This window comes from Apibacter muscae (assembly GCF_007845595.1).
In the GTDB taxonomy this organism is placed as follows: Bacteria; Bacteroidota; Bacteroidia; order Flavobacteriales; family Weeksellaceae; genus Apibacter; species Apibacter muscae.
Genome location: NZ_SELI01000017.1, coordinates 176,058 through 201,084, shown reverse-complemented (window position 1 = coordinate 201,084; position 25,027 = coordinate 176,058). Strand labels below are relative to the sequence as shown.

Annotated in this window: 20 protein-coding genes; 8 read left to right on the top strand and 12 right to left on the bottom strand. The window is 29.3% G+C overall.

From position 1 onward, the window contains the following. Window positions 1-229: 229 nt before the first annotated feature. On the bottom strand, window positions 230-805 hold the full coding sequence (locus ETU10_RS05375; RefSeq protein WP_146310460.1) for a sugar transferase: 576 nt from the start codon (window positions 803-805) through the stop codon (window positions 230-232). 332 nt (window positions 806-1,137) lie between these two features. On the opposite strand from ETU10_RS05375, the gene ETU10_RS05370 reads away from it, so the two are divergent. The 3 genes from ETU10_RS05370 (at window position 1,138) to ETU10_RS05360 (ending at window position 4,151) form a co-directional block, all read left to right on the top strand. Continuing rightward, window positions 1,138-1,527: a hypothetical protein gene (locus ETU10_RS05370; RefSeq protein WP_146292615.1), complete on the top strand. Its 390-nt coding sequence runs from the start codon at window positions 1,138-1,140 to the stop codon at window positions 1,525-1,527. A gap of 144 nt (window positions 1,528-1,671) precedes the next feature. Beyond that, window positions 1,672-3,483 carry a sensor histidine kinase gene (locus ETU10_RS05365; protein ID WP_146310458.1) on the top strand — a complete coding sequence of 604 codons (1,812 nt, stop codon included), beginning with the start codon at window positions 1,672-1,674 and terminating at the stop codon, window positions 3,481-3,483. Window positions 3,484-3,488: 5 nt separating this feature from the next. Further along, entirely contained in the window at window positions 3,489-4,151 is a 663-nt protein-coding gene (locus ETU10_RS05360; protein WP_146310456.1) for a response regulator, read from the top strand. 292 nt (window positions 4,152-4,443) lie between these two features. Here the strand turns inward: ETU10_RS05360 and dinB are convergent, their stop codons facing one another. Genes dinB through ETU10_RS05340 form a run of 4 tightly spaced genes read right to left on the bottom strand, consistent with a single transcriptional unit; the run spans window position 4,444 to window position 9,582 of the window. Then, entirely contained in the window at window positions 4,444-5,517 is a 1,074-nt protein-coding gene (dinB, locus tag ETU10_RS05355) for a DNA polymerase IV (RefSeq protein ID WP_146310454.1), read from the bottom strand. 28 nt (window positions 5,518-5,545) lie between these two features. After that, window positions 5,546-7,141, bottom strand: a complete 1,596-nt coding sequence (locus ETU10_RS05350; RefSeq protein WP_146310452.1) for an MFS transporter — start codon at window positions 7,139-7,141, stop codon at window positions 5,546-5,548. Beyond that, entirely contained in the window at window positions 7,138-8,304 is a 1,167-nt protein-coding gene (locus ETU10_RS05345) for an HlyD family secretion protein (protein WP_221410367.1), read from the bottom strand. Before ETU10_RS05345 ends, ETU10_RS05350 begins: the two co-directional genes overlap by 4 nt. Before the next feature lie 12 nt (window positions 8,305-8,316). Next, window positions 8,317-9,582, bottom strand: a complete 1,266-nt coding sequence (locus ETU10_RS05340; RefSeq protein WP_146310450.1) for a TolC family protein — start codon at window positions 9,580-9,582, stop codon at window positions 8,317-8,319. 487 nt (window positions 9,583-10,069) lie between these two features. Between ETU10_RS05340 and ETU10_RS05335 the strand changes: the two genes are divergently transcribed. Genes ETU10_RS05335 through ETU10_RS05320 form a run of 4 tightly spaced genes read left to right on the top strand, consistent with a single transcriptional unit; the run spans window position 10,070 to window position 13,206 of the window. Then, window positions 10,070-10,981 (top strand): polysaccharide deacetylase family protein, encoded by a 912-nt coding sequence (locus tag ETU10_RS05335; RefSeq protein ID WP_185145059.1) that lies wholly within the window; start codon window positions 10,070-10,072, stop codon window positions 10,979-10,981. Window positions 10,982-11,021: 40 nt separating this feature from the next. After that, on the top strand, window positions 11,022-11,993 hold the full coding sequence (locus ETU10_RS05330; protein WP_146310446.1) for a type I phosphomannose isomerase catalytic subunit: 972 nt from the start codon (window positions 11,022-11,024) through the stop codon (window positions 11,991-11,993). A 22-nt stretch (window positions 11,994-12,015) separates the two neighbouring features. Continuing rightward, window positions 12,016-12,756 carry a lysophospholipid acyltransferase family protein gene (locus tag ETU10_RS05325; protein WP_185145058.1) on the top strand — a complete coding sequence of 247 codons (741 nt, stop codon included), beginning with the start codon at window positions 12,016-12,018 and terminating at the stop codon, window positions 12,754-12,756. A gap of 6 nt (window positions 12,757-12,762) precedes the next feature. Continuing rightward, complete coding sequence (locus ETU10_RS05320) at window positions 12,763-13,206, top strand: YqaA family protein (protein WP_146262242.1); 444 nt, start codon at window positions 12,763-12,765, stop codon at window positions 13,204-13,206. On the opposite strand, the gene ETU10_RS05315 is transcribed toward ETU10_RS05320, so the two are convergent. The 5 genes from ETU10_RS05315 to ETU10_RS05295 form a co-directional block, all read right to left on the bottom strand. Continuing rightward, on the bottom strand, window positions 13,207-15,456 hold the full coding sequence (locus tag ETU10_RS05315; RefSeq protein ID WP_146310442.1) for an FUSC family protein: 2,250 nt from the start codon (window positions 15,454-15,456) through the stop codon (window positions 13,207-13,209). A 141-nt stretch (window positions 15,457-15,597) separates the two neighbouring features. Continuing rightward, on the bottom strand, window positions 15,598-16,347 hold the full coding sequence (locus ETU10_RS05310) for an ankyrin repeat domain-containing protein (RefSeq protein ID WP_146310440.1): 750 nt from the start codon (window positions 16,345-16,347) through the stop codon (window positions 15,598-15,600). Between the two features lie 66 nt (window positions 16,348-16,413). Continuing rightward, complete coding sequence (locus ETU10_RS05305; protein ID WP_146310438.1) at window positions 16,414-16,776, bottom strand: hypothetical protein; 363 nt, start codon at window positions 16,774-16,776, stop codon at window positions 16,414-16,416. A gap of 266 nt (window positions 16,777-17,042) precedes the next feature. Then, window positions 17,043-18,596 (bottom strand): TPM domain-containing protein, encoded by a 1,554-nt coding sequence (locus tag ETU10_RS05300; RefSeq protein WP_146310436.1) that lies wholly within the window; start codon window positions 18,594-18,596, stop codon window positions 17,043-17,045. Window positions 18,597-18,665: 69 nt separating this feature from the next. Further along, window positions 18,666-18,983 carry a hypothetical protein gene (locus ETU10_RS05295; protein ID WP_146310434.1) on the bottom strand — a complete coding sequence of 106 codons (318 nt, stop codon included), beginning with the start codon at window positions 18,981-18,983 and terminating at the stop codon, window positions 18,666-18,668. Between the two features lie 448 nt (window positions 18,984-19,431). Here ETU10_RS05295 and ETU10_RS05290 point away from each other — a divergent pair, with 448 nt between their 5' ends. Continuing rightward, the gene (locus ETU10_RS05290) at window positions 19,432-19,893 is read left to right on the top strand and encodes a hypothetical protein (protein WP_146310432.1); all 462 of its coding nucleotides are present in this window, start codon (window positions 19,432-19,434) and stop codon (window positions 19,891-19,893) included. 13 nt (window positions 19,894-19,906) lie between these two features. Here the strand turns inward: ETU10_RS05290 and ETU10_RS05285 are convergent, their stop codons facing one another. After that, entirely contained in the window at window positions 19,907-20,104 is a 198-nt protein-coding gene (locus tag ETU10_RS05285) for a hypothetical protein (protein WP_146310430.1), read from the bottom strand. A 55-nt stretch (window positions 20,105-20,159) separates the two neighbouring features. Continuing rightward, the gene (locus tag ETU10_RS05280) at window positions 20,160-25,019 is read right to left on the bottom strand and encodes a DNA repair ATPase (RefSeq protein WP_146310428.1); all 4,860 of its coding nucleotides are present in this window, start codon (window positions 25,017-25,019) and stop codon (window positions 20,160-20,162) included. Window positions 25,020-25,027 lie beyond the last annotated feature (8 nt).

The window sequence follows — 25,027 nt, the reverse complement described above, 5'->3', positions numbered from 1 at the left end:
ATATATTTTATTATAATATGAGCAAATTTATTGATTTTTTTTATGGTTTTTATCTTTTAAAAAAAAAATTATAGTAATACAGAATATTAAAATCGTTATTAAATAGGTGTAGGAATTCACCTATTTTCTTAAAATTTACTTCGGCAATAAGTTCTTTATTAATATAGACAACTAATTAAAAATCATTTATAATAATTCTTAACCTAATATTTCATAGGATTTATAAAATTTATTTAAAAAAAGTTTGAAATAAATATTTTAAATCCTTGCCCAACGACCAATCTTTTACATACTTTTTATTTATCTCTACTTTGTCTTTCCAAAGTACTTCATCGTTATATTTTATTGGATCTGGATGATTGGATAGTAATTCTTCTTCATTTCTGTATTTAATTTGAGCAGGACCTGTAATCCCCGGCTTTACGGTAAGTATTATCTCATCCTCCCCGAACAATTGATCTGCGTACCCTGGTACATCCGGGCGAGGACCTACCCAAGACATTTCCCCTTTTAAAATATTGATTACTTGAGGAATTTCATCCCACTTATATTTTCTTAAAAATCTCCCAAGTGTAGTAATCTCCATTTTAGACGTAGTAATGGAGGATTTATACTCCCCTTTCATTGTTCTTAGCTTATAAATATAAAATTTCCTCTTATCTCTCCCTATTCTTTGTTGCTTAAAAAAAGGACTTTTTTTCGTAGTAACTATAATCAGTAAAGAAAATACAAGTAAAGGGAATATAGAAAGTAATAGTATTACTATGGAAAAAGAATAATCAAACAACGATTTTAAATTATTCATAGGAGATTTTCAACTTGCTAAATTATTGATAAACGTAAATTTTTCCAAACAAACTTACGATTATCAGCCAATTACTTTCATAATAAATAAGTTTATATATTAAATTGAAATTTATATTTATTTAATTCTTCATGAATAATTATATACTAAAAATTTTAAGGTAAAATTATAACATTATAAATATTTAATTTACAAGTATTTAAAAAAGAAGCTTAAAATATTATCAGGAATAAAATCAATCTAACCATATTGTTTATGTTTTAATTATAGTATATTTGCATAAAATAAATGCTTGTTTATACTAGAACAGCAAATAAAAAAATTTTAAATTTATGAAAAAAATATTACTCATTAATTTTGCTTTAGTCGCATTAATTACTTCTTGTACTGATGATTACAATGACTTACCTATTACAAAACCTTCTGCATCTGAATCTGTAGATCAAGGACAAGTAGGTGGCGAACAAGAGCATATCCCTGTGGATGCTAATTCTAATAGAGTTGTAGATCAAGCACAAGTAGGTGGTGAACAAGGGCATATTCCTGTTGGAGCTTACTCTAATAAAGCCGTAAATCATGCACAAGTAGGTGGTGAACAAGGGCATATTCCTGTTGGAGCTTACTCTAATAAAGCTGTAAATCAAGCTCAAGTAGGCGGTGAGCAAGGACATATTCCTGTTGGAGCTAATTCAATAAATATTCCAACGGAAAACGAAAAATAAAATAAAGATTAATAGTTACAATAATCTTTATTTAAAGGGCTATTTAAAATAAATTAAATAGCCCTTTTTTAATTTAATTCTTTTCATGCTTAAAGATTAATCCTTACATTTATATGAATTTATTCATTCTTTAGTACTAATCATATGTTAAAGAAAATTTACATCTATGCATGCGCTTCATTTATAACTTTACTAGCATGTAAAGAGAAAAATAATTATTTTGATAGAAATACTAAGGAATCTCCAAAAATTCTTAAATACATATATAACGATAAGAATATAGAATCTGCCTATAAGGATATTCTTACAGCAAAAAAAAATAAAAATATTCATCAATTAAGTAATATTTACTTTCAGTTAGGCTATTATTATCTTGAAAAGAACATTAGTGATAGTGCCTTTTACTACTTTAATCACTCAAAAGAACAATCACTCATTGAAAATGATAGCTCATTTATAGGAAGATGTTTGACCAATATGGCTATGATACAAGCCGATGAAGCTGACTTTTTAGGTTGTGAAGAAACAGCAGTTGAAGCGCTAAAATATTTAAGCCCTTATAAAAAGAAGGATAGTATACCTTTATCTTCGGTATACAATACTCTAGCGATCTCTAAAACAGAATTGGCAGATTATTCTCAGGCAATTCAATACCACGAACTAGCCATGAATTTTTCTTCTAACAAATTGTCTAATATAATTTTAAAAAATAATCAAGCTGTTGTTAATGCTAAAGATCACAGATATGACATTGCTATAAATATTCTTTCAACACTCTTAAAAAATCCTATTTTAGATAAAAATCCAATTGAGAAAGCGAGAGTACTGGATAATTTAGCTTATATAAGGTGGCAAAAATATGGTTCTAATAATGATATAAAGAATGAGCTTGAAGAAGCTTTAAAAATTAGAATAAAGGAAAACTACCCATTGGGTGAAATGGCTAGTCATTTTCATTTGGCAGAATATTTTGAGAAAGATAATCCTTATGAAGCCATTAACCATGCGAGTAAGATGTACAAAATTGCCATTAAATTAGATCGAACGGAGGATCAATTGGCCGCTCTTCAAAAATTAATTTTTTTAGATCCTAAATCATCAGCAAAGAAGGATTATTTTCAAACTTATTTAACACTTATCGATAGCATTCAGAAAAAAAGAAATCATGCTAAAAACCAATTTACTTTAATTCGCTACGAAGTAGAAAAAAATAAAGAAGAAAATGCACTTTTGAAAGCTGAAAACATACAGAAAAACTATCAGATTCTTAAGCAAAGAATCATAGTATTCATAATTATTCTCATCATTTTTATAATTATTGTATTTTTTGTTTTATGGTATCAAAAAAGAAGACAGAAATTTAATCTTGAAAAAAATCAGGAAATTGAAAAAACAGAATTGAAATATTCTAAAAAAATTCATGACGAGGTAGCCAATGGTATATATTTTCTAATGACGGAAATCATTAATAGTTCAGATATTAAACCTTCAAAAGTGATTAATGATTTAGAAAACTTATATCATAAATCTAGAGATATCTCTCACGATGCTGAATTTAAGATGGATCTGAAAAAAGATTACAATCTTATTCTTAGACAAATGATACAAACCTACAGTTCTAAAGATACTAATATCATATTGATGGGAAATGAGGCTAATATATGGAATGGAATCAGTTTAGAAAAAAAAGAGGAGCTTTATTATATACTAAAGGAACTTTTAACTAATATGCGTAAGCATAGTAGAGCTAGCCTTGTTACCATAAAATTTAAAAATGATAAGAATTCATTCACAATTGAGTATATTGACAATGGTATTGGAATGAATCAACAAGATTATAACCCAAATAAACATTTTGTTAATTTGAAAGCTAGAATAAATTCGATCAATGGTTCATATTTAATAGATTTTTCAAGAAATATGGGTTTTTATATAAAAATATTAATTAACAATTAAAAATTATGCTGAAAAAAATTCTTATTGCAGAAGATTTTGATAGCTATAGCATAGGTATTGAAAAGGCTATATCCGATCAAGTAAATGTTGAAGTAGTAGATAAAACCTACTATTGTGATGATGCTATCTTAAAGTTGAGAGCGGCTTTGTCTAAAAATGATCCTTATGATCTATTAATTACAGACTTATCTTTTGCCTCTGACTATAGGGAACAAGAACTTGAGGGTGGTGAAGATTTAATTTATCAAATTAAGCAGGAGCAACCCAATTTAAAAATTATTGTATTTTCTATTGAAAATAGATATCATAAAATAAATCATCTTTTTGAAAAATACAAGATTAATGCTTTTGTAACTAAAGGAAGAGATGATATCAAAGATTTAAAAAAAGCTATTGAAGCACTTAAGGAAAATAAGTCCTATATTTCTGATGATAATAAAATTTCTAAAAGCAATCTTTTTGAACTAACGGAATACGATATTAATTTATTAAAACTTTTAGCTAAGGGTTTTACACAAAAAGAAGTTGAAAATTATTTAAAAAAGGAAAAAATTACGCCCAATAGTGAAAGTTCAATTGAGAAAAAGTTAGCTTTGCTTAGAATAACTTTTAATGCTAAAGACACTAAACATTTATTAAGTTTAGCTGTTGAATTGGGAATTATATAATTCATAAATTATATAATTTATACGTAAATAATTAATAATTCAAAAATTACGGATATCCGTAAGTATTCTTTAAATAAACCTCCTACATTTGTAGTGTTAATAAATTATTACACATTTAATAACGAAAATTTTAGTAAATACTCAAATATAAATTGTACAAACGTGGTGTTGTTTTTTAAACGAATTTATTAGATTGTTAAGATTAGTTTAATATTAGAAGTTTTTTAGCAACAAAATTAAAAGGCATTAGAATAAGCACCTAATGCCTTTTTTTAATTAATATTAAAAATTTTTATACTTCAAAAGGAATTTCTAATTGATGACCCACAGTAGTATCTTTTTCAACCATATACATATTTTTAATACTTATACCTATGAGTCTAACTTTGTTAGATAAGTCCAATTCATGAAGTAATTCTCGTGCAGATTTATATAAAACGGAATAATCGGTCACGGGTTGGGGTAACGTTTTAGATTTTGAAACTATCTTAAAATTGTCATATCTAACTTTTAAAGTTATGGTTTTACCATTAAATGATACTTTATTTATTCTTTCAACCACTTCTTTACAGATTTCTTTTAATTCTAAATAAATATATTCTAAAGAGTTTGTATCTACTCTAAAAGTATTTTCTGCTCCTAATGATTTTCTTATTCTATTTGGATTCACTTCCCCGTGATCAATTCCTTTTGCATTTAAATAAAATTTTCGCCCTTGTTTACCAAAATATCTAGTTAGTTCATCTTCTGTTTTTTGTTTAAGATCCCATCCTGTATAAATTCCAAGTTCATGTAGTTTTTGTGAAGTTTTCTTTCCAATGCCAAAAAAGGATTCAACCTTTAATTTTTCAACAAACTTTTCTGCCTTTTTAGGAGTAATAATAAAAAGTCCGTTGGGTTTGTTATAATCGGAGGCTATTTTAGCTAAAAATTTATTGAATGACACCCCAGCAGATGCCGTTAAGTTCGTTTCCTTAAAAATATCTGATTTTATTTTTTTGGCAACTTCCATCGCGTAGGGTTCATTCATATAATTTTCAGTGACGTCTAAAAAGGCTTCGTCTAGTGATAAGGGTTCAACCTTATCGGTATATTTTAAAAAAATTTCTTTAATTTGCTTGGATACAGATTTATAAACCTCAAATCGAGGTTGTACAAAAATTATGTTTGGACATAATTGCATCGCTTTTTGTGAAGCCATGGCTGATTTAATACCATATTTTCTAGCTTCATAGCTTGCAGCAGCCACAACCCCTCTTACTCCAGAAGATCCTACTACTAAGGGCTTATTCCTATATTCTTTATTGTCTCTTTGTTCAATAGATGCATAGAAAGCATCCATATCAATATGAATGATTTTACGCATAATTTTTAAAAGTTATCCATTCACAATTTTAATACCCCATGCTCTTTTTCCACTTAATAAATTTTAATTTTTTGTGGTTGTTGAATGGGTAAATTAATACTATTAATAGTATAAATATACCTAAAAGGGTTAGCCAACCCAAAATAGTTTTTAAAGTTAAAGTTAAGGCTTGTATTTGTACCAATGAATTGATACTGGAAAGCGCATATTGTTGTGCTTCATATACTCCAAAACCTTTACTTAAACCCGAATGATAATATTGACTGTATTTTTCTACAGCCAAAGGATTGGTATTATTTATACTGTCAGATAATTTTACTACATACTGTTGTTGCAAACGATAAATGGTATTGGAATAAATTGATGAGCTTATGGCTGGTGATAGTGCCGATCTAATTCCTATTAGAAAAAACACATTATAGATAAATTTATCTGGATGAAGTCCTTGCACTACATATACACCAAAAACAACAAATGTAATTATCATTCCCATCCCTCTTAAAAACATAGGAATATATAGTAAGCTATACTGTCCTTTCGGTGAAACTGTAAAGTATAAAATAGCACATGAACTGACTAAACAAAGAAATCCAAAAAAAATGATTAGGTTTATCCTTCTTTCTTTCTTAAACCAGCTCCAGCATATTATGGCTCCTAAAATAAATCCTGGGATTGTTATAATATACAATTCGTACAATCGATTACTCTCAAGTCTAAGAACAGAAGTTACGTAAGAGGATACAATTACACTGGCAGATACATAAAACATGCAAATAAACATTACCAAATATCCTACGGATGTATTTGTATTTTTTAAAATAGATAAATCAATGTAAGAATCTTCTTTAATTAGCTGTCTTTTAATAAATAAAATTACTGCTATAGGTATAATAAAAAAGGTACATACAAAGATAGAAGTTGAATTAAACCAATCAAATGTTTTACCATAGGTAAACACATAGATGATTGATATATAAATGATGGAACATAAAAATACACTTAGCCAATCCGCATCTTTTAACGGAATTTTTTTTGGCAATTCTGTATATTTAAAGGTTAGTAAAACAGCTATCATGGCTATTAGCAAAAGCGCTATCATAAAGTAATACATATACTGCCAGTTGTAACGATAGGCTAATTCTGAAGTTAAAACCATTGACAATTGACTTAACCCTAGGGTGACTGGATAAAATTTGGAATAAAAGATTCCTCTATGATTATTAGGACTAAGCATTGGCATAAGTATCATTATAATTTCTAATAGAGCAAGCGCTTTAAAGAAACCTATAAAAAAACTACATAATGTAATAATTACCATATTATTAACCTCTGCACATAAAAGACTTAAAAAAACTTGCATTAGTAAAGCCCATAGAATAATTACTTTCTGTGTAACTACCTTTCTTAACTTTATAATTAAAGGATATGCGATGGACATCCCTGCTGAGGTTGAAAAATAAGCCATATTAATGTCTTCAGACATTACTCCTAAAGAACTAGAAATATCAACAGAACTACCAGTATACGCGCCATTAATCAACATTACAGGCGCCATTATTATATAAGCTACCGCTAACATTAACCAACGGGGAATGTCTTTTCTAAAAATATGCCTATTTATCATTTTATTTTAGCCTCTGTCTCAACCATCATGCCAGCTCTTAATCTGATTCTCTCTGTTTGATTTAAATCAATAAAGTCAATTCTAACAGGAATTCTTTGCTGAATTTTTACAAAATTACCAGCGGCATTATCCGTAGGAATCATTGAATATTTAGATCCTGTAGCTTCTGAAATCGCTGTTACTTTACCCTTAAAGGTTTTACCCTTTATTGCATCTACATATATGTTAACCTCCTGTCCCACATAAATATTAGGAATTTGCTTTTCTTTGTAATTTGCGATTACCCACTTGTCGTTGTTTTTTATAATATTGGTTAATACCTGCCCTGCTTGTACTAATTCTCCAACTTCAATATTTTTACGTCCTACATAGCCATCGTAGGGAGCTTTGATTATAGTATATGATAAATTTAATTTAGCCATTTCTAAATTGGCTTTGCTTCGTAATATTTGTGCATCTGCATTTTCTTGTTTTTTACTTACTCCTTCTGTATTAGAAATATTGGCTTGCTTTTGATTAATCAAGGATTGATATTTAGCTCTATAAGCCTCATAATCTGCTTTTTTAAGATCATAAAGTTGTTGCGGTACAGATTCTTCCTTCCACAGATTCTCGTAACGAATATAATCTTTGTAAGCATTGTCCATTCTCACTTTAGCTTCTGATATATTAGCTTCTGATACAGACACATTTTTCAATGATGATTGAAGATTTGAAATCATTACATTTTTAGATGCCTCCGCATCTTTTAAAGAAGCTTCTGCATCTAAAACTTTAATTTTGAACTCACTATCATCAATGATTACTAAGGTATCTCCTGCTTTAACCTTTTCGTGCTCTTTAAATCTTACTTCTTTAATATAGCCAGAAACTCTTGAATTTATAGGAGTTATATATTCTTCAATGCTAGCATCATTGGTGATTTCATACTCGTAATATCGCCAAAAATATTGGGTTACCCAACCTATACCAAACAAAATAATACAAATACAAATAGTGTTAACTATAATTGTTCTTCTTTTTTTCTTTTTAAGCTCTATGTGAAGATTGCTTCGCTCATTATTTCGTTTATAGGTCGTAGAATCTTTTTTCGTGCTGGGTTCATTAATCAAGGAATCATCAGTTTTTTCGTCTTTATGAGGATGCATTTCTTTTTTTTTCATAATAAATAATTTTTATAAATTACCACTTGTATGTAACAATGAATAATAAGTGTAGATCATATTTGCTTTGGCAACGGTTAGTTGTAACTCTGCATCGAGCTGAACAGACGCGGCATCAAGTAAATCTGTGAGAATAGCCAATTGATTAAAATACTTATTTTTCGTTATCCGGTAATTATCTTTTGCTTGTATAACTGTTTCCTCTAAAACCTTTACCCTATTTAAGGCTTGCATATGTTTTATGTAGGCTGACTTTATGTTTACTCGTATTTCTTGTTCTATTTGTCGTTTCCTATTTTCTTGAAGCTCAACGTTCTTATTGCTTTGATATTTTGTATGCTTATAATCAAACCATGAAAATAAATCGTAAGTTACTCCTAAAGTAACTCCCCAACTATTCATATATAAATCTTGGACAGGGGATACCGTCGTTATTGGTCTTATTAATTGACTTCCTACATTTAAATTAAGATTGGGAATATATTTAGATTCTGATATTTTTTTTTCAATCTCTGCCTTTTCAATATTAAAATTTGATTTTTTAAGATCTGGATATTTTTTATACGCTTGCTCTAAATAAGTTTCTTCACTTGCTAAGAAAAGATCTAAGTCTAGTAAAGTTGAATCCGGGATAAGAATTATTTCTTCATTTAATCCTAAGATTATGTCTAATTGTTGTGATGTTAAAGATATATCATTATTGGCTTCCTCTAAAGATAATTGAAAATTTGAGACCTCAATTTCACTTCTTAAAACATCATTATTGGTAACTATACCTTGTCTTTTTAAATTTTTTATATTTTTAAGTCTTTTATTTGCTTCATCAATGGTCTTTTCAAATACTTCTCTTTGCTTATAAAGTTTAAATAATTCTAAATAATTGTTTATGAGCCACAATTTTATATCAGATTTACTTTTTTCAAAGTCAACAGTAGCTATATCTTTTTCAATTGAAGAATATTTTATAGAATTTTTTATACGTCCTCCTTGGTAAATCGGCTGTTTTAAATCAACTGCATAATTTTGCTTCCATTTAGGCATATAAGGTTTTTTAACATAAGATAAATTTTTATCATATACTGTTGGTGTACCTAGATATCCGTTAGCTAAAGTTACATCTAAACTTGGTAATCTTTTTGTTTTAGCAGTATTTTCTTTTGATTCATATATCTCCTTATGGATCTCAGCTTCTTGTATCTCTAAACTGTTTTTAAGTCCAAGACTAAACAATTCTTCTACGGTTAAATTATAGGCTACTTGAGCTTTGCACGGAGACATTATAGTTATAAATAATATAAAATACGATATATATTTCAAAGCAGTTGTATTTAAAATCATGTTAAAATATTATTTTTACACATAAAAAATAAAATTATTTATAATAAATATTTTTTATACTACGGATAAAATTGAAATTATACCCATTAAATATCTATAATTTTCTATCCTATAATTTTATGAATAAATAACCAATTGAACTTAATAAAATTTTTAGTGTCTAGTTTATCTCAAGTAATTTTAAAACTTCATTAAAATTTTTAAAATTCTAAGAATGAATTAACTATCATTTAAAACGTATTCTATGAAACTTGTTTTCATAGCAATTTTAATGTCGAATTTCAAGCTTTTATGAATTTTTAGAAGATTTATAATTTTAATCTAAAATATCAATTGCAAAATTATTACGAAATATTGAATATTTCATGAATTATTTTTAATGAAATTTTGTTTATATTTGATAAATTTTGATAAAATTATATCACAAATGAAATATATACTAAATATATTTTTTATACTAAGCATAAGTTTAATTAATAGTTGCAAAAATAATAAAGAAGTACATTTGAATAATGATACTATTATTAATAATGAAAAGATAACTATTGAAACTTCTACCAATTCAAAAAGTGATACAAGCGCTTCACTAAGTATTATTGAAACCAATAATAATAGCGTTAAAGATTCTGCCTCGAATTTCAAAACTAAAAATAAGGATAATTTGAATTTAAAAAATGATTCACTAAACAAGTACCATATTTATATAAGCTTAGACGATGGCCCTCAAGAGGGTACAAGAAATTGTTGGAAAATTTTAAAAGAATGCAACGTTCCTGCTACCTTTTTTATGATTGGTGTACACAATGAAGGTAAATCAAAAACAAGTTTGGTTGACTCTATTCATAACGATCCTTTATTTGTCATTGGAAATCATAGTAACACCCATGCCTACTTTAATAAATATAGCAAATTTTATAATGATCCCTCAGGATCTATTAACGATTTTATACTGGCTGAAAAAAATTTAAACTTAAATAGTAAAATTGCTCGTTTACTGGGGAGAAACACTTGGTCTGTTGACCATATTATTAAAGGAGAATTATCGGCATTAAAAACCGTGAAAAAATTAGATTCCTTGGGTTATTCTGTTTTTGGGTGGGATACTGAATGGCATTTTAAAAACGGGAATATTCCGGTGCAAAGTGCTGATGAGATGGTTAGAACCGTGAATTACGTTTTAAAAAATGGGAAAACACATTCCAAAAATTCAATAGTTATACTCGTTCATGACCGCATGTTCCAAAAACCAGAACATGCAGCTTCTTTTAAAAAATTTATTGTTTCTCTAAAAGAAAATAATAATTATTATTTTAACACATTAAATAATTATTCTAAGTAAAAATGATACTTTTGTATAGGTAATATTTTAATACTTAATAATGTCGTTATATCCACTAATATTTTATCCTAGTTTACATTATAGAATATGGGGAGGTAATAAGTTAAAAACACTTGGAAAAAAAGTAAGCGATGATAAAATTGGTGAAAGCTGGGAAATATCATCAGTTCCTAATTTTATAAGTAAAGTATCTAATGGATTTTTAAAAGACCGAGAACTTACGGAACTCATCAACGTCTATAAGGAAGATTTAGTAGGTTCTGATGTTTATAATAAGTTTGGAAATAATTTTCCATTACTAATTAAATTTTTAGATACCCACGAGCCCCTCTCAGTACAAGTTCATCCTGATGATATTTATGGTAAGAAGCATCACAATTCATGGGGTAAGACAGAAATGTGGTATGTAATTGATGCGGACAAAGATTCTGAAATTATTTTAGGTTTTGAAAAAAACATGACTCAAGAGAAGTTTTTTGAAAAACTAAAGGCTAATGATTTCGATGGAGTTTTTAGAAAAGTCTATCCAAAAAAAGGTGATGTTTTTTATATTCCTGCAGGTCGTGTTCATGCTCTAGGTAAAGGTTTATTGATTGCTGAAATACAACAGTCTTCAGATATCACTTATCGAATTTACGATTACGATAGGCTTGATAAGAATGGTAAAAAAAGAGAATTACATATTGAAGAAGCTAAAGCGGTTATAGATTTTTCATACATTGAAAATGTTTATTCTACTTATAACCCTCAAGGATTAAATGAATGTTTAGTACATAGCCCTTATTTTAATGTTAACAAGCATAACATTGCTAAAAATTATATTTTTAAAGACTTACCTACATCTTTTAAAATTTTTATTCTTTTAGAAGGAAGAGGATCTATGAGTTATAACCAAAATCAATCTATTTTTATAGAAAAGGGGCAGAGCATACTTATACCGGCTTGTCTGAAAAATATAGAAATTATTAGCGAAAAAGACTCTCCTATAACTCTTTTAGAAGTTCATCTATAACTCTTTCAATAAAATGAATTATTTGAAAATAATTTTTACTGTGATCTGGAAATTATGGTTTTATCTAGTGGTAATTATTGATACTATTTTTATAGGGACTATAATTTATTTATTGAGCTTTCAGAAAAATGATAAAATAACTTACATTTTTATGCGAGCTTGGGCCTATGTTTTATTCTATGGTTCAGGATTTAGCTATTCCCTTAGATCAAAAGAAGACTTGGCTCCTGGTAAAAATTATATTTTGGTTTCCAATCATGCTTCAATGATGGATATAGCGCTTATGTTTATACTACACCCCAATAACCCTATTACTTTTGTTGGAAAAAGTGAAATAAAAAAATACCCTTTTTTCGGGCGCATCTACAAAAAACTATGCATATTAGTAGATAGATCTAGTAAAGAAAGCAGAAAAAATGTTTTCCCGGCAATAAAAAAAGCCCTTGAAGAAAACCATAAAAGCGTAGTTATTTTTGCTGAAGGTGGAGTTCCTGATCGAGATATTATTTTAGCTCCCTTTAAAGATGGTGCATTTGTTTCTTCCATTAATTGCAATATCCCCATAGTTATTTATGCATTTCATAATTTAAACAACATGTTTCCCTTTGTTTTTAGATTGGGATATCCTGGCAAAATTAAAGTGGAAAGGCTAGCTATTCTTTTTCCTGAGAATAGAAATAAAGAAGAGCTAAAACAATTGGCGTTTCATTTGATCTATGAAAAAATCAAGGATAATAAAATAAATCATCCTGAACTAAAATAATTCCTTATGTTAGATGCTCTAATGCAATACGGATATGTGGGTTTATTTATTGCTTCCTTCCTTTCAGCTACTATTTTACCTTTTAGTTCCGAAGCTGTTTTACTGGGAATACTTGCTTTAGGAGGAAATTCTTGGATTTGTATTCTTCTAGCCACTCTTGGCAATACTTTGGGTGGACTAACGAATTATTTTTTAGGAAAAATGGGGAAAATGGTATGGATTGAAAAGTATTTAAAAGTTAAAAAAGAAAAACTTGAAAAAATGCAACAATGGTTGGAAAAAAAAGGGGCTTCTATGGCTTTTTTTTCTTTCTTACCCATTGTAGGAGATACTATACCACTAGCCTTGGGTTATATGAGAGCTAACATTTATATTGTAACTGTGTTTATGCTATTGGGGAAATTTTTGCGTTATTTAGTTGTATTTTATGGATATAAATTCTTACAGTAATTATTTTTCTGCACTTTTCCACTCTTTAAAGTCTTTAATTTTTTTAATGTTTGTATAAATTTGCTGTACCAAATTGTATATTTCTTTTAATTGATATGTAGTAAGACTTAATTTTTTTTGGGAAAGATTAAAATCGATCTCTTTCCAATCAGCTTCTGAATCTATTTCTTCTTGATCCTTTTGAATCATAACAATAGCTCCATTTAGCAACTCTTTAATTAAAGCTATTATTTTTTTATCCAAGTCTGTAACTATATCTTTATTAGAAGTAAAGTTATAGGTCCTCAACGATGAAATTCGTGTTGATAATAAATTAATTTGCGTTTGAAGGCTGTATATGGTTGATTTGTATTCTTTGGACAATGCAGGTTCTGAAACAATTCTTTGAAAGGTACTAGAAAAATTTGAGGTTGCCAAAAGCACTTCTTTTCTTGCTAATTTAATCTCTGTATCTGAAATCATTTCTTGATTGTTGCTTTCCACAAGATTAAAAGATATTTTACTAAAATAGTCTAAATTATTTCTTATAAGATTACCGATTAATTTTGGCAATTGTTTATTTTCCCAAGTGGGAAGAAAAAGAAAGCTGAATATAAATGCTATTACAACAGCAATGGATGTTCCTCCTAAGCGAATGAGTAAATTACTTAAACTACCCCCTCCTCTATGTTCCAAATAAACCAATAATAAAACAAAAATGGTTACAAAGGAAATTCCAATTTTATAATTTATAGATAAAAAACTATAAGCCCCTAGCACGCTTAGCACAGTTATTATAGATAGAATATAGGGATCTCTGGTGAATAAAAAAATAACTAAAGTTATACTTGCTCCTATAAGGGTTCCCTGTAATCTTCTTAAAGCATATGTACGGGTATTGCCATATACTGGTTTAAGGATAAGAATTATCGTTAAAAATAATAGCGAAAAAAAGGATATATTTAGTATTATACAAAATATGTAAGCAATAAGTATTGCTGTGCTTACTCTTAAAGCATGGCGAAAAATGTTTGATTTTAGATTTAAGTTTGCTTTAAAAGTACTAAAATTATAAGTATATTCTCGGGTAAACTTAACTATATCTAAATCTTGATAGGTATTGTTATCGTTGGCGTTTTCTCCATTAATGATGGATTTTATAATAAGAGTTTGTTTATAAAAACTTCGAAAGATAAAACGTATATGCTTAAGTAAATGAATAACTTCAGTTTGTTCAATTCCACTTTCCTGTTCATACTTTTCTAAATCTAGGATTCTTTTCTTAAACTTATCTAACAAAGAAATTTCTATATTCCTATGAATCTTTTTATGAATATTTATCGCCCAGCTTATATGTTCCAATATTTCTTTCATATCCAACAATCCTTGGGTAAAATCAGCTTGCAAATGGCTATTTTTCAACGATTCAATAAGCTTATCGTCTTGAATATTTAATGAAATTAGTTGCTCATACAAATCGACCAAAGCACTAAAAATTATAGTCATTCTACGTCCTTTAGAAGAAAAACTTTTGGCATTAATTCTAAGTTTAAAAAGATTTTCTCTAATATCTTCTTGGTTGGCGTGAACCTTTTCTTGCTTTTCTAATATTTTTGAGTAAAGTTCCTTTAATCTGTTTTTCTTAAAGTTTTCTCTTTCTTTCGTTTTAATATATTCTAGAAGTAATTCTGTATATTCACTTAACAGCTTAATTCCTTCACTCAATCTTTGTTCAATCACCCGATATGGCTGTATCCGCCAGAGCCCTAAAGAAACAATTCCATAGAAAAGAACTCCAGACATTATACCAAGGGTATTGAACCAAATACTTTTGTGGTAGAAACTACAGGCGTAAACGATGCAAAATAATGAAGCCGTACTAACACTTACGGCTCTAGCTCCATATATAAAAAACATGGAAAAGAAGAAACCGCAAAAAGTAACCCATAACCCAAATGTTATTACATGTTCTCTGTAAGGCAAAAGAAATTGTGAAATTACAACCAATAGTAAATAAAATAGAGCTCCTATTGATTGTGTTCGAAGTTTAACTTTAAAAGATCCGGGGTTGTCTCCTGCACCTGCAATTAAAGCTCCAGAGGAAGCTAGTATTCCAAAATTTAACTGATCAAACAATACTCCCAATGCTAATGGAGTCATCATTGCAAAAGTAATTCTTAGTCCTGTACTAAAATAAAAACTAAATAGAAAGAATGTACTTTCTGAGACAAAATTTTTAGTTTTTTTGTGTATTTTAGGTATGTTAGACATAAATTTTTAGAATTTCACTTATTTTTTAAAGTTTCTAAACAAATATAGAAACTCTTTTAGGGTTAACAAATATTATTGAAAACAAGAAACACATCTACCAAATAAATGCCAGATGTGCTTCTTAATAATATTTATTCCAATTTACTTACAAGAACTTTTTCCCGTTTTATGATTAATAGCACCTTTTTCAATTAATAGGTTAGCAATATCTGTAAAACCCCTCTCACATGCACCGCTTAAAGCACTTCTATCTAATTTTTGAGAAACTACATTTAGATCAATAGGTTCAGGGCTATTTTCAAAGATAAATTTAACCGCCTCGGTTCGTCCATCCACGGCTGCAACCATAAACAAGGTCTCTCCATCCTCTTCCAAAGCATTCCAATCTGTTTCATCTTTTAAAAGATTATATAAATAGGAAATAATTTCAACATTTCCACCCATAGTTGCCGACTTTAATGCGTTATAAACATCAGCCCGATCCGTTGCTCTAATATCTGCTCCTTGTTTTACTAAATATTTCACTATGTCTGGATATCCAATAAACGCTGCCCAGCCTAGGGCTGTTTGTCCTAAAGATGCTTCGTCTTTAGCTTCTAAATTTTGTCCATTTTTAACCATTCTTTTTATTTCCGCTAAGTTCCCTTGCTTAACCGCATCAAACCAAGCGGCATCCGGACCTTCCGATGGTTTATCGTAAAACATTCTATGTTTAAAAAAATCGGGATTGGCGATTTGAACCATTTGGTCGTAACTGAACCTAAATTTAGATAAATCTACTTTATTTTCAGTATTTACTTCTGTGGGTTTTTGTGTTATTGTAGAATGAGTCGTTTGACATTGAATGGTTAAAAAAACAATGGTTGCAGTTAGTAATATTCTTTTTATCATATGGTTATTTTATAATTAATTTTAAAAAAGATTTGCCAAAGTTACAAAACCTAGTGGGTTCTTTGGCTAATTAAGATTTCTATTTTTTATCTTTTTTTTTAAAAAAACATTTTTAAAAAGAGAAGAGTGAAATACTAAATAAAACCCTTGGGTAGTTCTATATACGGTTGGATTTTTTGCTATTATATGATGTGAAGAATCCATTTGAATAACTAATCTTTCAGAAGAGTGTGGTTTAATTGTACTTATCTTTCCTTTAAAAATTTTAGTTTTACCATAGTCATTGGTTTCATAAAATAAAATCTGATCGTTAGGTTTTATAGTAAATTTATAACGGTAGTATTGCCAATCGGCTTGATAGCCAGGATAGGCATCTCTATATATAACATAATCCCCATAATAATCTTCCTTCTTAAGCAGAACTATCATATTCTTTGAGCTTATTGCTACACTTATACTTATAATGATGATTAAGCTAATATTAAAAAATAAAATCGACTTACCCAATAGTTTTTTCCTTGTAAATAACCATAGTATTAAAAGTATAAAATTGAAGGGTATCCATACGGATATAAAAAATAAATTAAATCCAAATCCCATAATTTATAATATAAAAAATTTTAATAATTAATACATTCGGAGGATCTGAATAAAAATTTAAACTTTCATCAAATTAATTTATTATACTATTAAAATTACCAATTACTACCAGCTCCTCCGCCTCCTGATCTTCCCCCACTACTAGAGGAATATCCACCGCTACTGCTTCTACTACTACTTCCACTACTTCTACTACTTCCTATTGAGTAGGAGGATCTGGAAGAACGGGTTGATTCTTTAGGTATCACAAATTCAATTTCTTCTTTCTCATGACAAAATTTACATTCGTAAAGTTCATAACCACTACCTGAAGAACTAGTGGTAGCCTTCTGTGTTATATACGTTTTTTTCAATACATTAGTTCTATAATGACATTTTTCACATTCTTTCGCTTTTGAGTATATATTAGTATATTTTACTAATTTTATTGTTTTACAAGAGATACATTCCCAAGAATCATATTCAACTGAATTTATTTTCTCTTCTAATGATTGTCCCTTGGACAAATTTTTATTCTTATTCAATTTCATTAAACTTTTGCAATTCTCACATACATAAGGATCATAACGTGAATGCTTAATATCTTTGCAAAGTTTTTTATACAATAAATGAATAAAAGATATTGGATATAAATTTTCGCTATATTTAAATGTTTCTTTATACTTTAATAGGTAATTATATCTTTTATCTCTATCTTTCCTTTTTGCTAAAATAAGTATTATAAGTAATCTTATGTGAAGTAAAAATCCTCTAAAAAGATATAAGCCTATGATTACATATACACATTTTTTAAAATTTATATGAAATACTGCAGTAATAATGGAGCTTATTAACAATACAAATGTTAATTGAAATAAAATTAACAAGAATTTGGATACAAATCTTGATTTTTTCTTTCTTTGAAAAAATACTTTTTTAACTACTGTTATGATCGTTAAAAAAAAAGTCAAAGAAGAGAATAAAATAATCGAAACTAACGCAAAATTTGAATTCTTAAGCCATTTATCAACTATATTTTCAATAGAATTAAAAAAGGAATTATTCGTTTTATGTTCTGATTCATAGGGTTCTGATAAAGCTACGTTAATATTTCCAAGATTTTCCGGTTCTACATTAAAATTGTAACTTTCTGTATTTAATACTTCCATAATAGGAGATATTGCAGATATTATCGCCTGATCGTAGTTGCCTTGTTTTAAATAGGGAATCATATATTTTCTTTGGATATCAGCACAAATCATATCGGTAAGAACGGGTTCCAGACCTACACCTGTTTCAAATTCAATTCGTCGCTGATCTAGTACAAGAAAAATCAATAAACCATTATTAGTATCTGCCCTACCTATTTTCCATGTATTAAACAATTTATAGGCGATATCCTTGGGTACTTCATCTCCTATGGATTTTACTATAACTACATCTATATGTGCCTTTCCTGAAATATCTAATTCTTTTAATGTTTGGTTTAAACTATAAACGGTGGATGGATTAAGTATTTGATCCGGATCGCTAACAAAGGTTTCGTTTAAGGTTTTAGGATCGGGAATTTTAGATAAAATTGCTTCTTGTTTTTCCTGAGAGGATTTACAAGAAAGTAATTGAAATAATAGTAGAACCAAAAAGATTCTTTTAAGTAAAAGGCATTTCATTGAGTAGTTGTTTTAAACTACAAAGATATAAATCTATATGTAATTTATTTAACTACAACTAAGAACTAACTAACCTACCTCCATTATGTTTATAATTTTTATCTTTCCTTTTTCTATTTTAAACAAATAGCAGGTTCCACTCTCGGTACATCCAAAATCTTCTACATAAAAAGAGTTTCCTACCATAAGAAGAAATTGATTTTTTTCTTCTAAAAACTGAAGACTTACAACATCTGCACAAGGCATATTCGCTGCATATTCTTGAGGAAAAATATTGAATTCGTAGTCTTTGGTAAATTCTTTTTCTTGGATAAATATTTCTTTGTTTATACTTTTAATAAAATTAACTAAAACCGGTGGGGTAATTTCTGCAAAAATGGAATCCATGATCATGGCATCCGAATAATCATGGTCTTGTTTATATTCTTCAATTGCCTGAAAAAACTGATGTATTTTTTCTTTTTTTTCTAATTGAAATATTTAGTTTATTTCCTTCTCGGCAGTGGTCTGGCTAATTCCTTTTAAGGATAATAAAATAACAAAGAGTATAAAGATGTTTTTAAGCATATGAATTTTTTATTAACAATTCTGTTAGAGGTACGCAATATTCTATAAAAGAAACATTTAATTAAATTAGTATTAATCTTGAATCTAATTATAAAAATACTAAATTGTCTTTATATCTCTATCTGTAAAGATAGTAACTTAAATATTTTTTTAATATACTAAATGAAAAATTTAAATAAATCTTTAATTATTTTCTAACTTAGCTAATTATAAATTTGATATATAAGATTTACTTATATCTTATATAATTTTAATTAAAAAAACTACTATGAATGTAAACTTGAGCCTAAACCAAATTTGTTGGTGTTTTACTCCTAAAACCTATACAAGTTTTGACGAGTTTAATAAAGATGTAATTAATTATCAAAAATCGATTGGTGAAACTGATGAATATTGGAAACCGGATGAGGTTGCCATAGATGCTCCCGAATTACAAATTCAATATAGGGCTTGGATTACTGGTCCATCTGACTTACTTGAAAATGAAATCTTAATTGATGACTATAAAAGTATTTTTGAAGAGGAACCAGATGAGGAAGAATATCCAGTTGAAATCATAGCAAAATTTAAAGCTGATAACGGAAAGAACTTTACAACTTTAGAATTTCTTATCAAACTTCATAATCAACAAGCAAATAAAGGACTAGGAGATCATGTATTTTTTGAAGGAATAGATGAACCTGAAATTATTCATGGAATACCTACCTATTATATAGCTTGTGGAAGCTAGAAATATACAGATTCTATAAATTAGCTAGGTAAAATATGAAGAAAATCACTACATAAGTTATAATTGATACCATTGTATTATAGCCCTCAGATTCTAATAATTCTGAAAACTTTTTTCTTTTTCCAATTAATAAAAAGAACAAATATCGGACACCGGCTCCCAAGCCTTTTAAAATAATTCCACCAATCAGTTCTCCTAAAAACTCTAACATTTGGGATTATTAAAAAAATAAAACCCAATCAATTAAATTGATTGGATTTTATTTTTTAATTCTTTTTATTATTCAACACCTTAATAATTCCTTCTAAATTGGTATTAAAATCCATCAGTTGGGCAATTACCTGACCAGCTTGGGCATCTTGGGTTACTCCCCCTAATTTATTGTTTTTAAGAAAGGTAGTTTTTATATTTTCCCAACGTTGAGTTTCTTCTGCTGTTAATTCATTCATTAATTCTTTTAGCTTAAGCATATTGGCTTCCGCATCGGAAGTAAGGGTTTGAGATTCATTCTCATAATGGGTACGTATCAATTCTTGTACTTCTTCATCATTCATTAAGGGAACAATCTTTCCAACCATCTTATTCATATCTCGATAAGATCCTTGCAATTTAAAGGCTGGTTCGGTTCGGTAGGCATGGTCCATGGCTGCACTGGAAATATAATTTTGATTGACCTTCATTACCACTTCCCGCACTTGTATACATTTTTTTAATACGGAAATAAATTCTTCTATTTCTCGGTTGGAATAATTCCCTTCCAAATTCAATAACTCTTCATTTCCGGTTTCTATATAATTGACCAGTTTATAAAAATCATCAAAACTTCGGCTGCTTAATTTTTGTAGGTAATTATTCTCGGCTATGGAATTTTCCAGCAAGCTGAGCTTAAACAAGTTTTCAGTATTGCCAATTACATCTCCTAAGTTATAAACATCCGAACGGTTGGCCAACATATCAGGAATTTGGAATTTTTCTCCACTTTCGGTATACGGATTCCCTGCCATCACTACACAAAAACGTTTTCCACGCAAATCATAGGTTTTGCTTTCTCCACTAAAAATTCCATCCATCTTTCTTTGTCCATCTGCCAACGAAATAAATTTCTGTAAAAATTCGGCACTGCAATGCTGAATATCATCCAAGTATAACATCACATTATCTGCCATTTCAAAAGAAAGGTTTATTTTCTTTAGTTCCTCTCGTGCTCCAGAAGTAGTGGCTTCGTTGGGGTCTATGGAGGTAATGGAATGCCCAATGGTGGGGCCGTTAATTTTTACAAAATTTAATCCCAGTGTTTTTGCCAAGTACTCCATCAGAGTGGTTTTTCCGTAACCGGGAGGTGATACTAAAAGTAACATTCCCATACGGGCGGTTCTTTTGTTTTCTCCGGCTACTCCAATTTGTTTGGCTAAATTTGCTCCGATTAGAGGGAAATAAACATCGTTTATAAGTTTGTTTCTTACAAAGGAAGTGAGAACTTTGGGTTGTAGTTCGTTTACTTTTAATGATTTTTTATATTCTTCTAACAGTTGTTCCTTAGTTTGTGAGAATTCTTTAAACTTAGGCACACTTTCCTCTGAAAAAAGTATTAGTTTTTCTATAAAACTATGATAATTGAGTACATAACTGTCTTTTTCTATTACAGGATGACTGCCTTTGAGTTGGGTTAGAATAGTTTCATCCGTACTTTCTACTAAGGTATAGGCATTTTTATGTTCAAACAATAATAAACAACTGGCTTCGTCTATATATTTTTCAAAGGCTGAAAAATGGTCAGACAATCCGGTAAAAGATTCCAGCCAGTTTTTCACTAAGTAAAACTGATCGGAGAATTCTAAAGATGCGTCTTGGGTATCTTCTTCAAAAATACTTAGTGCTTTTTGTGATTTTAGATAGGCGGTAAATTCTTTTTTCAATTCATCTGCCTGTTTACTTTTGGTAAAGTTTGGAGATGTACTGAATTCTTTAAATAAATATTCCGCTACTTGTTCGGAAGATATTTCCAGTGTACTAAAAGCGGTATTCCATTGTTCGAATTGTTCTTTTAAATTATTGACTACATATTGGTAGTTATCGGAATCAGGAAATATTTTTAATACTGAACTTGCGGATATAATTAGTTTGTTTAGTTTATTTTTTTCTTCTTCTAATAAACTATTCCAAAACAATTGTGCCACGGCTCGTAAAGAAGGGGAATAAACCAAGGTTTGTAGGGATTGGTGCAATTCGTTTAAGGCAGTATAGATCTGAATGGCGTCAAAATCATGAACTCCTTTTAGATAAGCTTCTGCATAGCTTTGTTCTATTTTGTTTTTTATGTATTCGCTAAGATTAAAGTTTTTATTTTTAAAACTTTCTTGAAATGCCTGATAGGCTAAGTATTCTGCTCTGTATACTTGGTTGTTTTCGGAAATAACATCTTGTTCCCAGATGGATTGATATTGATATATTTTTTCTTCTTTTACGGAATGGAAAAACCCGGTTCCGGTTAAGTGATAATATAATAGGTTATTTCTTCTTACAATGGTAAGATCTAAGGGCTGACGGTTAACGGCAAATTTGTATTCTCCAAGACTGATAATATTTTCTCCGTCTACAAAAAGTTCTGTTTTATCCCTTAGAGTTCGCAAGCTGTCTTCCAGGGAAGTTTTTATGCTATTTTCTAAGTTTTCGGCTTTGGAAACATCTCCTAGTTGTTTTAGTTCTTCTGCCAGTTTTCTTACTTTATCTACCATTAAATCGGTAGAGAAAAAGGCTTGTATTTCTTCTTTGGTTTTGAAGGAGGACGCCTTATTTTCTATATTTTTTAGAATCCGGCTTCCGATTTGTTCTAAAGAAGAAGTTTTCTTGTTTATTTGTTCTACTAACCTTGTTTTTTGGGCATCAAAAACTTTTATTACCTCGTCTCGTTTATCTGCAATTTGGGTAATGAATTCTTCAAAATCAGCAAATTTGCTTTCCATTTCTTCTACCTGAACACTTACTTTGGTAAAGTATTCATCGCATTTTTCAGGGGTAGTGGAAAGTTCTAAAAAGTTTACAATACTTTGATCTAAAAGGGTTAATTGGGCATGAAATTCAGCAATGGCTTCCCCAGTTTTTAAACTTTCCAGTTTCTTCTTTAATTGTGCTCTTACTTCGTTTAAGGAGGCAAAAATCAGAGATATTTTTTCAATGATTTTTGTGGTTTGTGTGGTATCTTCTATTTTTAAACTATTGAGAATATCAATAAGTAATTCTAATTCGGAAGAAATAAGTTTGCAATTTTCATCGACCAACTGCCCGTCAATTACTTTAGTGATTTGGTTTACTCTTTCTTTCTCAGCAATTACTTTTTCTTCGTATGGTATTAAGGCTTCCTCTCTCAATAAAAATTCAACGGTTTGATCTGAAAGTTGGGTATTACTCTTACTTAATTGTTTTTTGAGTTCTTCTATTTTTTCAAGATCAATATATTTTATATTTCCATGTTCTATTACCTCTCCCTGCAATTTTCGGTTTTCCGACAACAATTTCACTAAGCTTTCCAAGGTATCTCCTTGGGTGCTTTTTATGTTGAATTGTAGTTTTTTTACTTTTTCGGTAATTTCTTCCAATTGCTGTACGGCACTCTTTTTTTGTTCCTGTACTTTAGCAAATTCATCGATGGCTGTATGGGCTATTTCCTGAATTTGTTTCAGAGGCTCTGAAAGTTTAAAGGTAGAAGGTTGAGAGATCCAGAAAAAAGAATCGGTAATATCGCCTGCTTTTTTGGCTATATCATTGTATAAGCCTTCGTAAGAATCTTCTTTGTTTATAAGGGTAATGATTTCCTGGCATTCCGCCATGGCTTTTACAATGTCTTTATTTCCTATCTTATAAATTTCGCTGTCTTTTTGTTCCGGTGTTTCTTGTATTTCTGCTTGGTATGGCGTATTCCATATTTGCACTACGTGGTGTTTGATGGCTTCTTCTTCGGAACGGAAATAAATAAGCTTCCCGGTATTTAGTAAGGCAAAACCGTTACAAATAATAGGGGTTTCAACGGCTTGTTTTATAAGGTTGTAAGACATTAAAACATAGGTATTGCTTTCATTCTGGTAGAATATGTAAAGATAATCTTCTCCGTTGGCGGAAGGTATTCTTCTTACAAATTCAAAATTTTCTAAACCATTTTCAAATATTTTGTGTTCGCCACTTTGTAAGTAATAGCCGTTAGAAAATATAATTCCCTGATTATCGGGAAGTAATATTCCCGTTTCATTTAATTTGGGGATATTGATTACTTCTTTGGTTCTGTTGTTAAAAACAAAGGCACGGAATTTTTCTTGATAGGGTTTAATCCGTATCAGAATAAAATTACCTAAATCGGCGTAGTAATAGTCGGCATCATCCAACTGCTGATCTTTGTTTTCTACGGGTTCGGAATAAATTCCTTTTCCCGTATCGGTATTGTCTTCTATTTTAAAAGTTATATCTCCTTGTATGGCTTCTATAAATACTTTATCTAAAATGGAAATATGCGGATGAACTCCTAACCTTCGGTTATCTAAGGTTGTTTTGTTCCATTTAAATTCGTATTGTTGTACTTTGGGTACTTCGTGAATACTTCGATCGTCCTGATAGATTAATTTACCCTCTTTGATCAACCATTTAAAAGCTTTGAGATCTTCTGTATTTTTACCGGTTTGGAAAATCATATACAGATAGTTCTCTGTTCTTCTAAATCTGGAAAAGATAGAATCTCGGTAGTATTGATATAGGTTTTTGTAATCGTTGATGAAAGTTTCATCGTTGATTAAATCCAACGATTGGGGGGTAAACTGTTTTCCATCAAAAGCATAAATGCTAAAAACGTCACTTAGTTGTATATCTGTTCGTAAGCCGAAATGAACATTATAAGCAAAAATACAAAGGTTTTCTATGGCTATAATTCCTCGGGCTATGCAATTGTTTTCTGTATTAATTCTTTGGTTTGATTCTAAAACAAATTCTACGGAATTAAATACTTCTTTTCTTGCTTGGTTTAATTGAGACAAACGAGAAGTTAATTCTTCTTGCTGTGTTTGAAGTCTCTTTTTTATTATTTCGTAAGTTCCTGAATCTAAGGATTCTGTTAAACTTTGTTTTTTTTCTAAATTAGACATATTTTTTA

Excerpts from the sequence above, each read along its gene's own strand:
- ETU10_RS05375 (WP_146310460.1), bottom strand. The coding sequence starts at position 805 with ATGAATAATTTAAAATCGTTGTTTGATTATTCTTTTTCCATAGTAATA.
- ETU10_RS05370 (WP_146292615.1), top strand. The coding sequence starts at position 1,138 with ATGAAAAAAATATTACTCATTAATTTTGCTTTAGTCGCATTAATTACT.
- ETU10_RS05365 (WP_146310458.1), top strand. The coding sequence starts at position 1,672 with ATGTTAAAGAAAATTTACATCTATGCATGCGCTTCATTTATAACTTTA.
- ETU10_RS05360 (WP_146310456.1), top strand. The coding sequence starts at position 3,489 with ATGCTGAAAAAAATTCTTATTGCAGAAGATTTTGATAGCTATAGCATA.
- dinB (WP_146310454.1), bottom strand. The coding sequence starts at position 5,517 with ATGCGTAAAATCATTCATATTGATATGGATGCTTTCTATGCATCTATT.
- ETU10_RS05350 (WP_146310452.1), bottom strand. The coding sequence starts at position 7,141 with ATGATAAATAGGCATATTTTTAGAAAAGACATTCCCCGTTGGTTAATG.
- ETU10_RS05345 (WP_221410367.1), bottom strand. The coding sequence starts at position 8,304 with ATGAAAAAAAAAGAAATGCATCCTCATAAAGACGAAAAAACTGATGAT.
- ETU10_RS05340 (WP_146310450.1), bottom strand. The coding sequence starts at position 9,582 with ATGTCTCCGTGCAAAGCTCAAGTAGCCTATAATTTAACCGTAGAAGAA.
- ETU10_RS05335 (WP_185145059.1), top strand. The coding sequence starts at position 10,070 with ATGAAATATATACTAAATATATTTTTTATACTAAGCATAAGTTTAATT.
- ETU10_RS05330 (WP_146310446.1), top strand. The coding sequence starts at position 11,022 with ATGTCGTTATATCCACTAATATTTTATCCTAGTTTACATTATAGAATA.
- ETU10_RS05320 (WP_146262242.1), top strand. The coding sequence starts at position 12,763 with ATGTTAGATGCTCTAATGCAATACGGATATGTGGGTTTATTTATTGCT.
- ETU10_RS05315 (WP_146310442.1), bottom strand. The coding sequence starts at position 15,456 with ATGTCTAACATACCTAAAATACACAAAAAAACTAAAAATTTTGTCTCA.
- ETU10_RS05310 (WP_146310440.1), bottom strand. The coding sequence starts at position 16,347 with ATGATAAAAAGAATATTACTAACTGCAACCATTGTTTTTTTAACCATT.
- ETU10_RS05305 (WP_146310438.1), bottom strand. The coding sequence starts at position 16,776 with ATGATAGTTCTGCTTAAGAAGGAAGATTATTATGGGGATTATGTTATA.
- ETU10_RS05300 (WP_146310436.1), bottom strand. The coding sequence starts at position 18,596 with ATGAAATGCCTTTTACTTAAAAGAATCTTTTTGGTTCTACTATTATTT.
- ETU10_RS05295 (WP_146310434.1), bottom strand. The coding sequence starts at position 18,983 with ATGGATTCCATTTTTGCAGAAATTACCCCACCGGTTTTAGTTAATTTT.
- ETU10_RS05290 (WP_146310432.1), top strand. The coding sequence starts at position 19,432 with ATGAATGTAAACTTGAGCCTAAACCAAATTTGTTGGTGTTTTACTCCT.
- ETU10_RS05285 (WP_146310430.1), bottom strand. The coding sequence starts at position 20,104 with ATGTTAGAGTTTTTAGGAGAACTGATTGGTGGAATTATTTTAAAAGGC.
- ETU10_RS05280 (WP_146310428.1), bottom strand. The coding sequence starts at position 25,019 with ATGTCTAATTTAGAAAAAAAACAAAGTTTAACAGAATCCTTAGATTCA.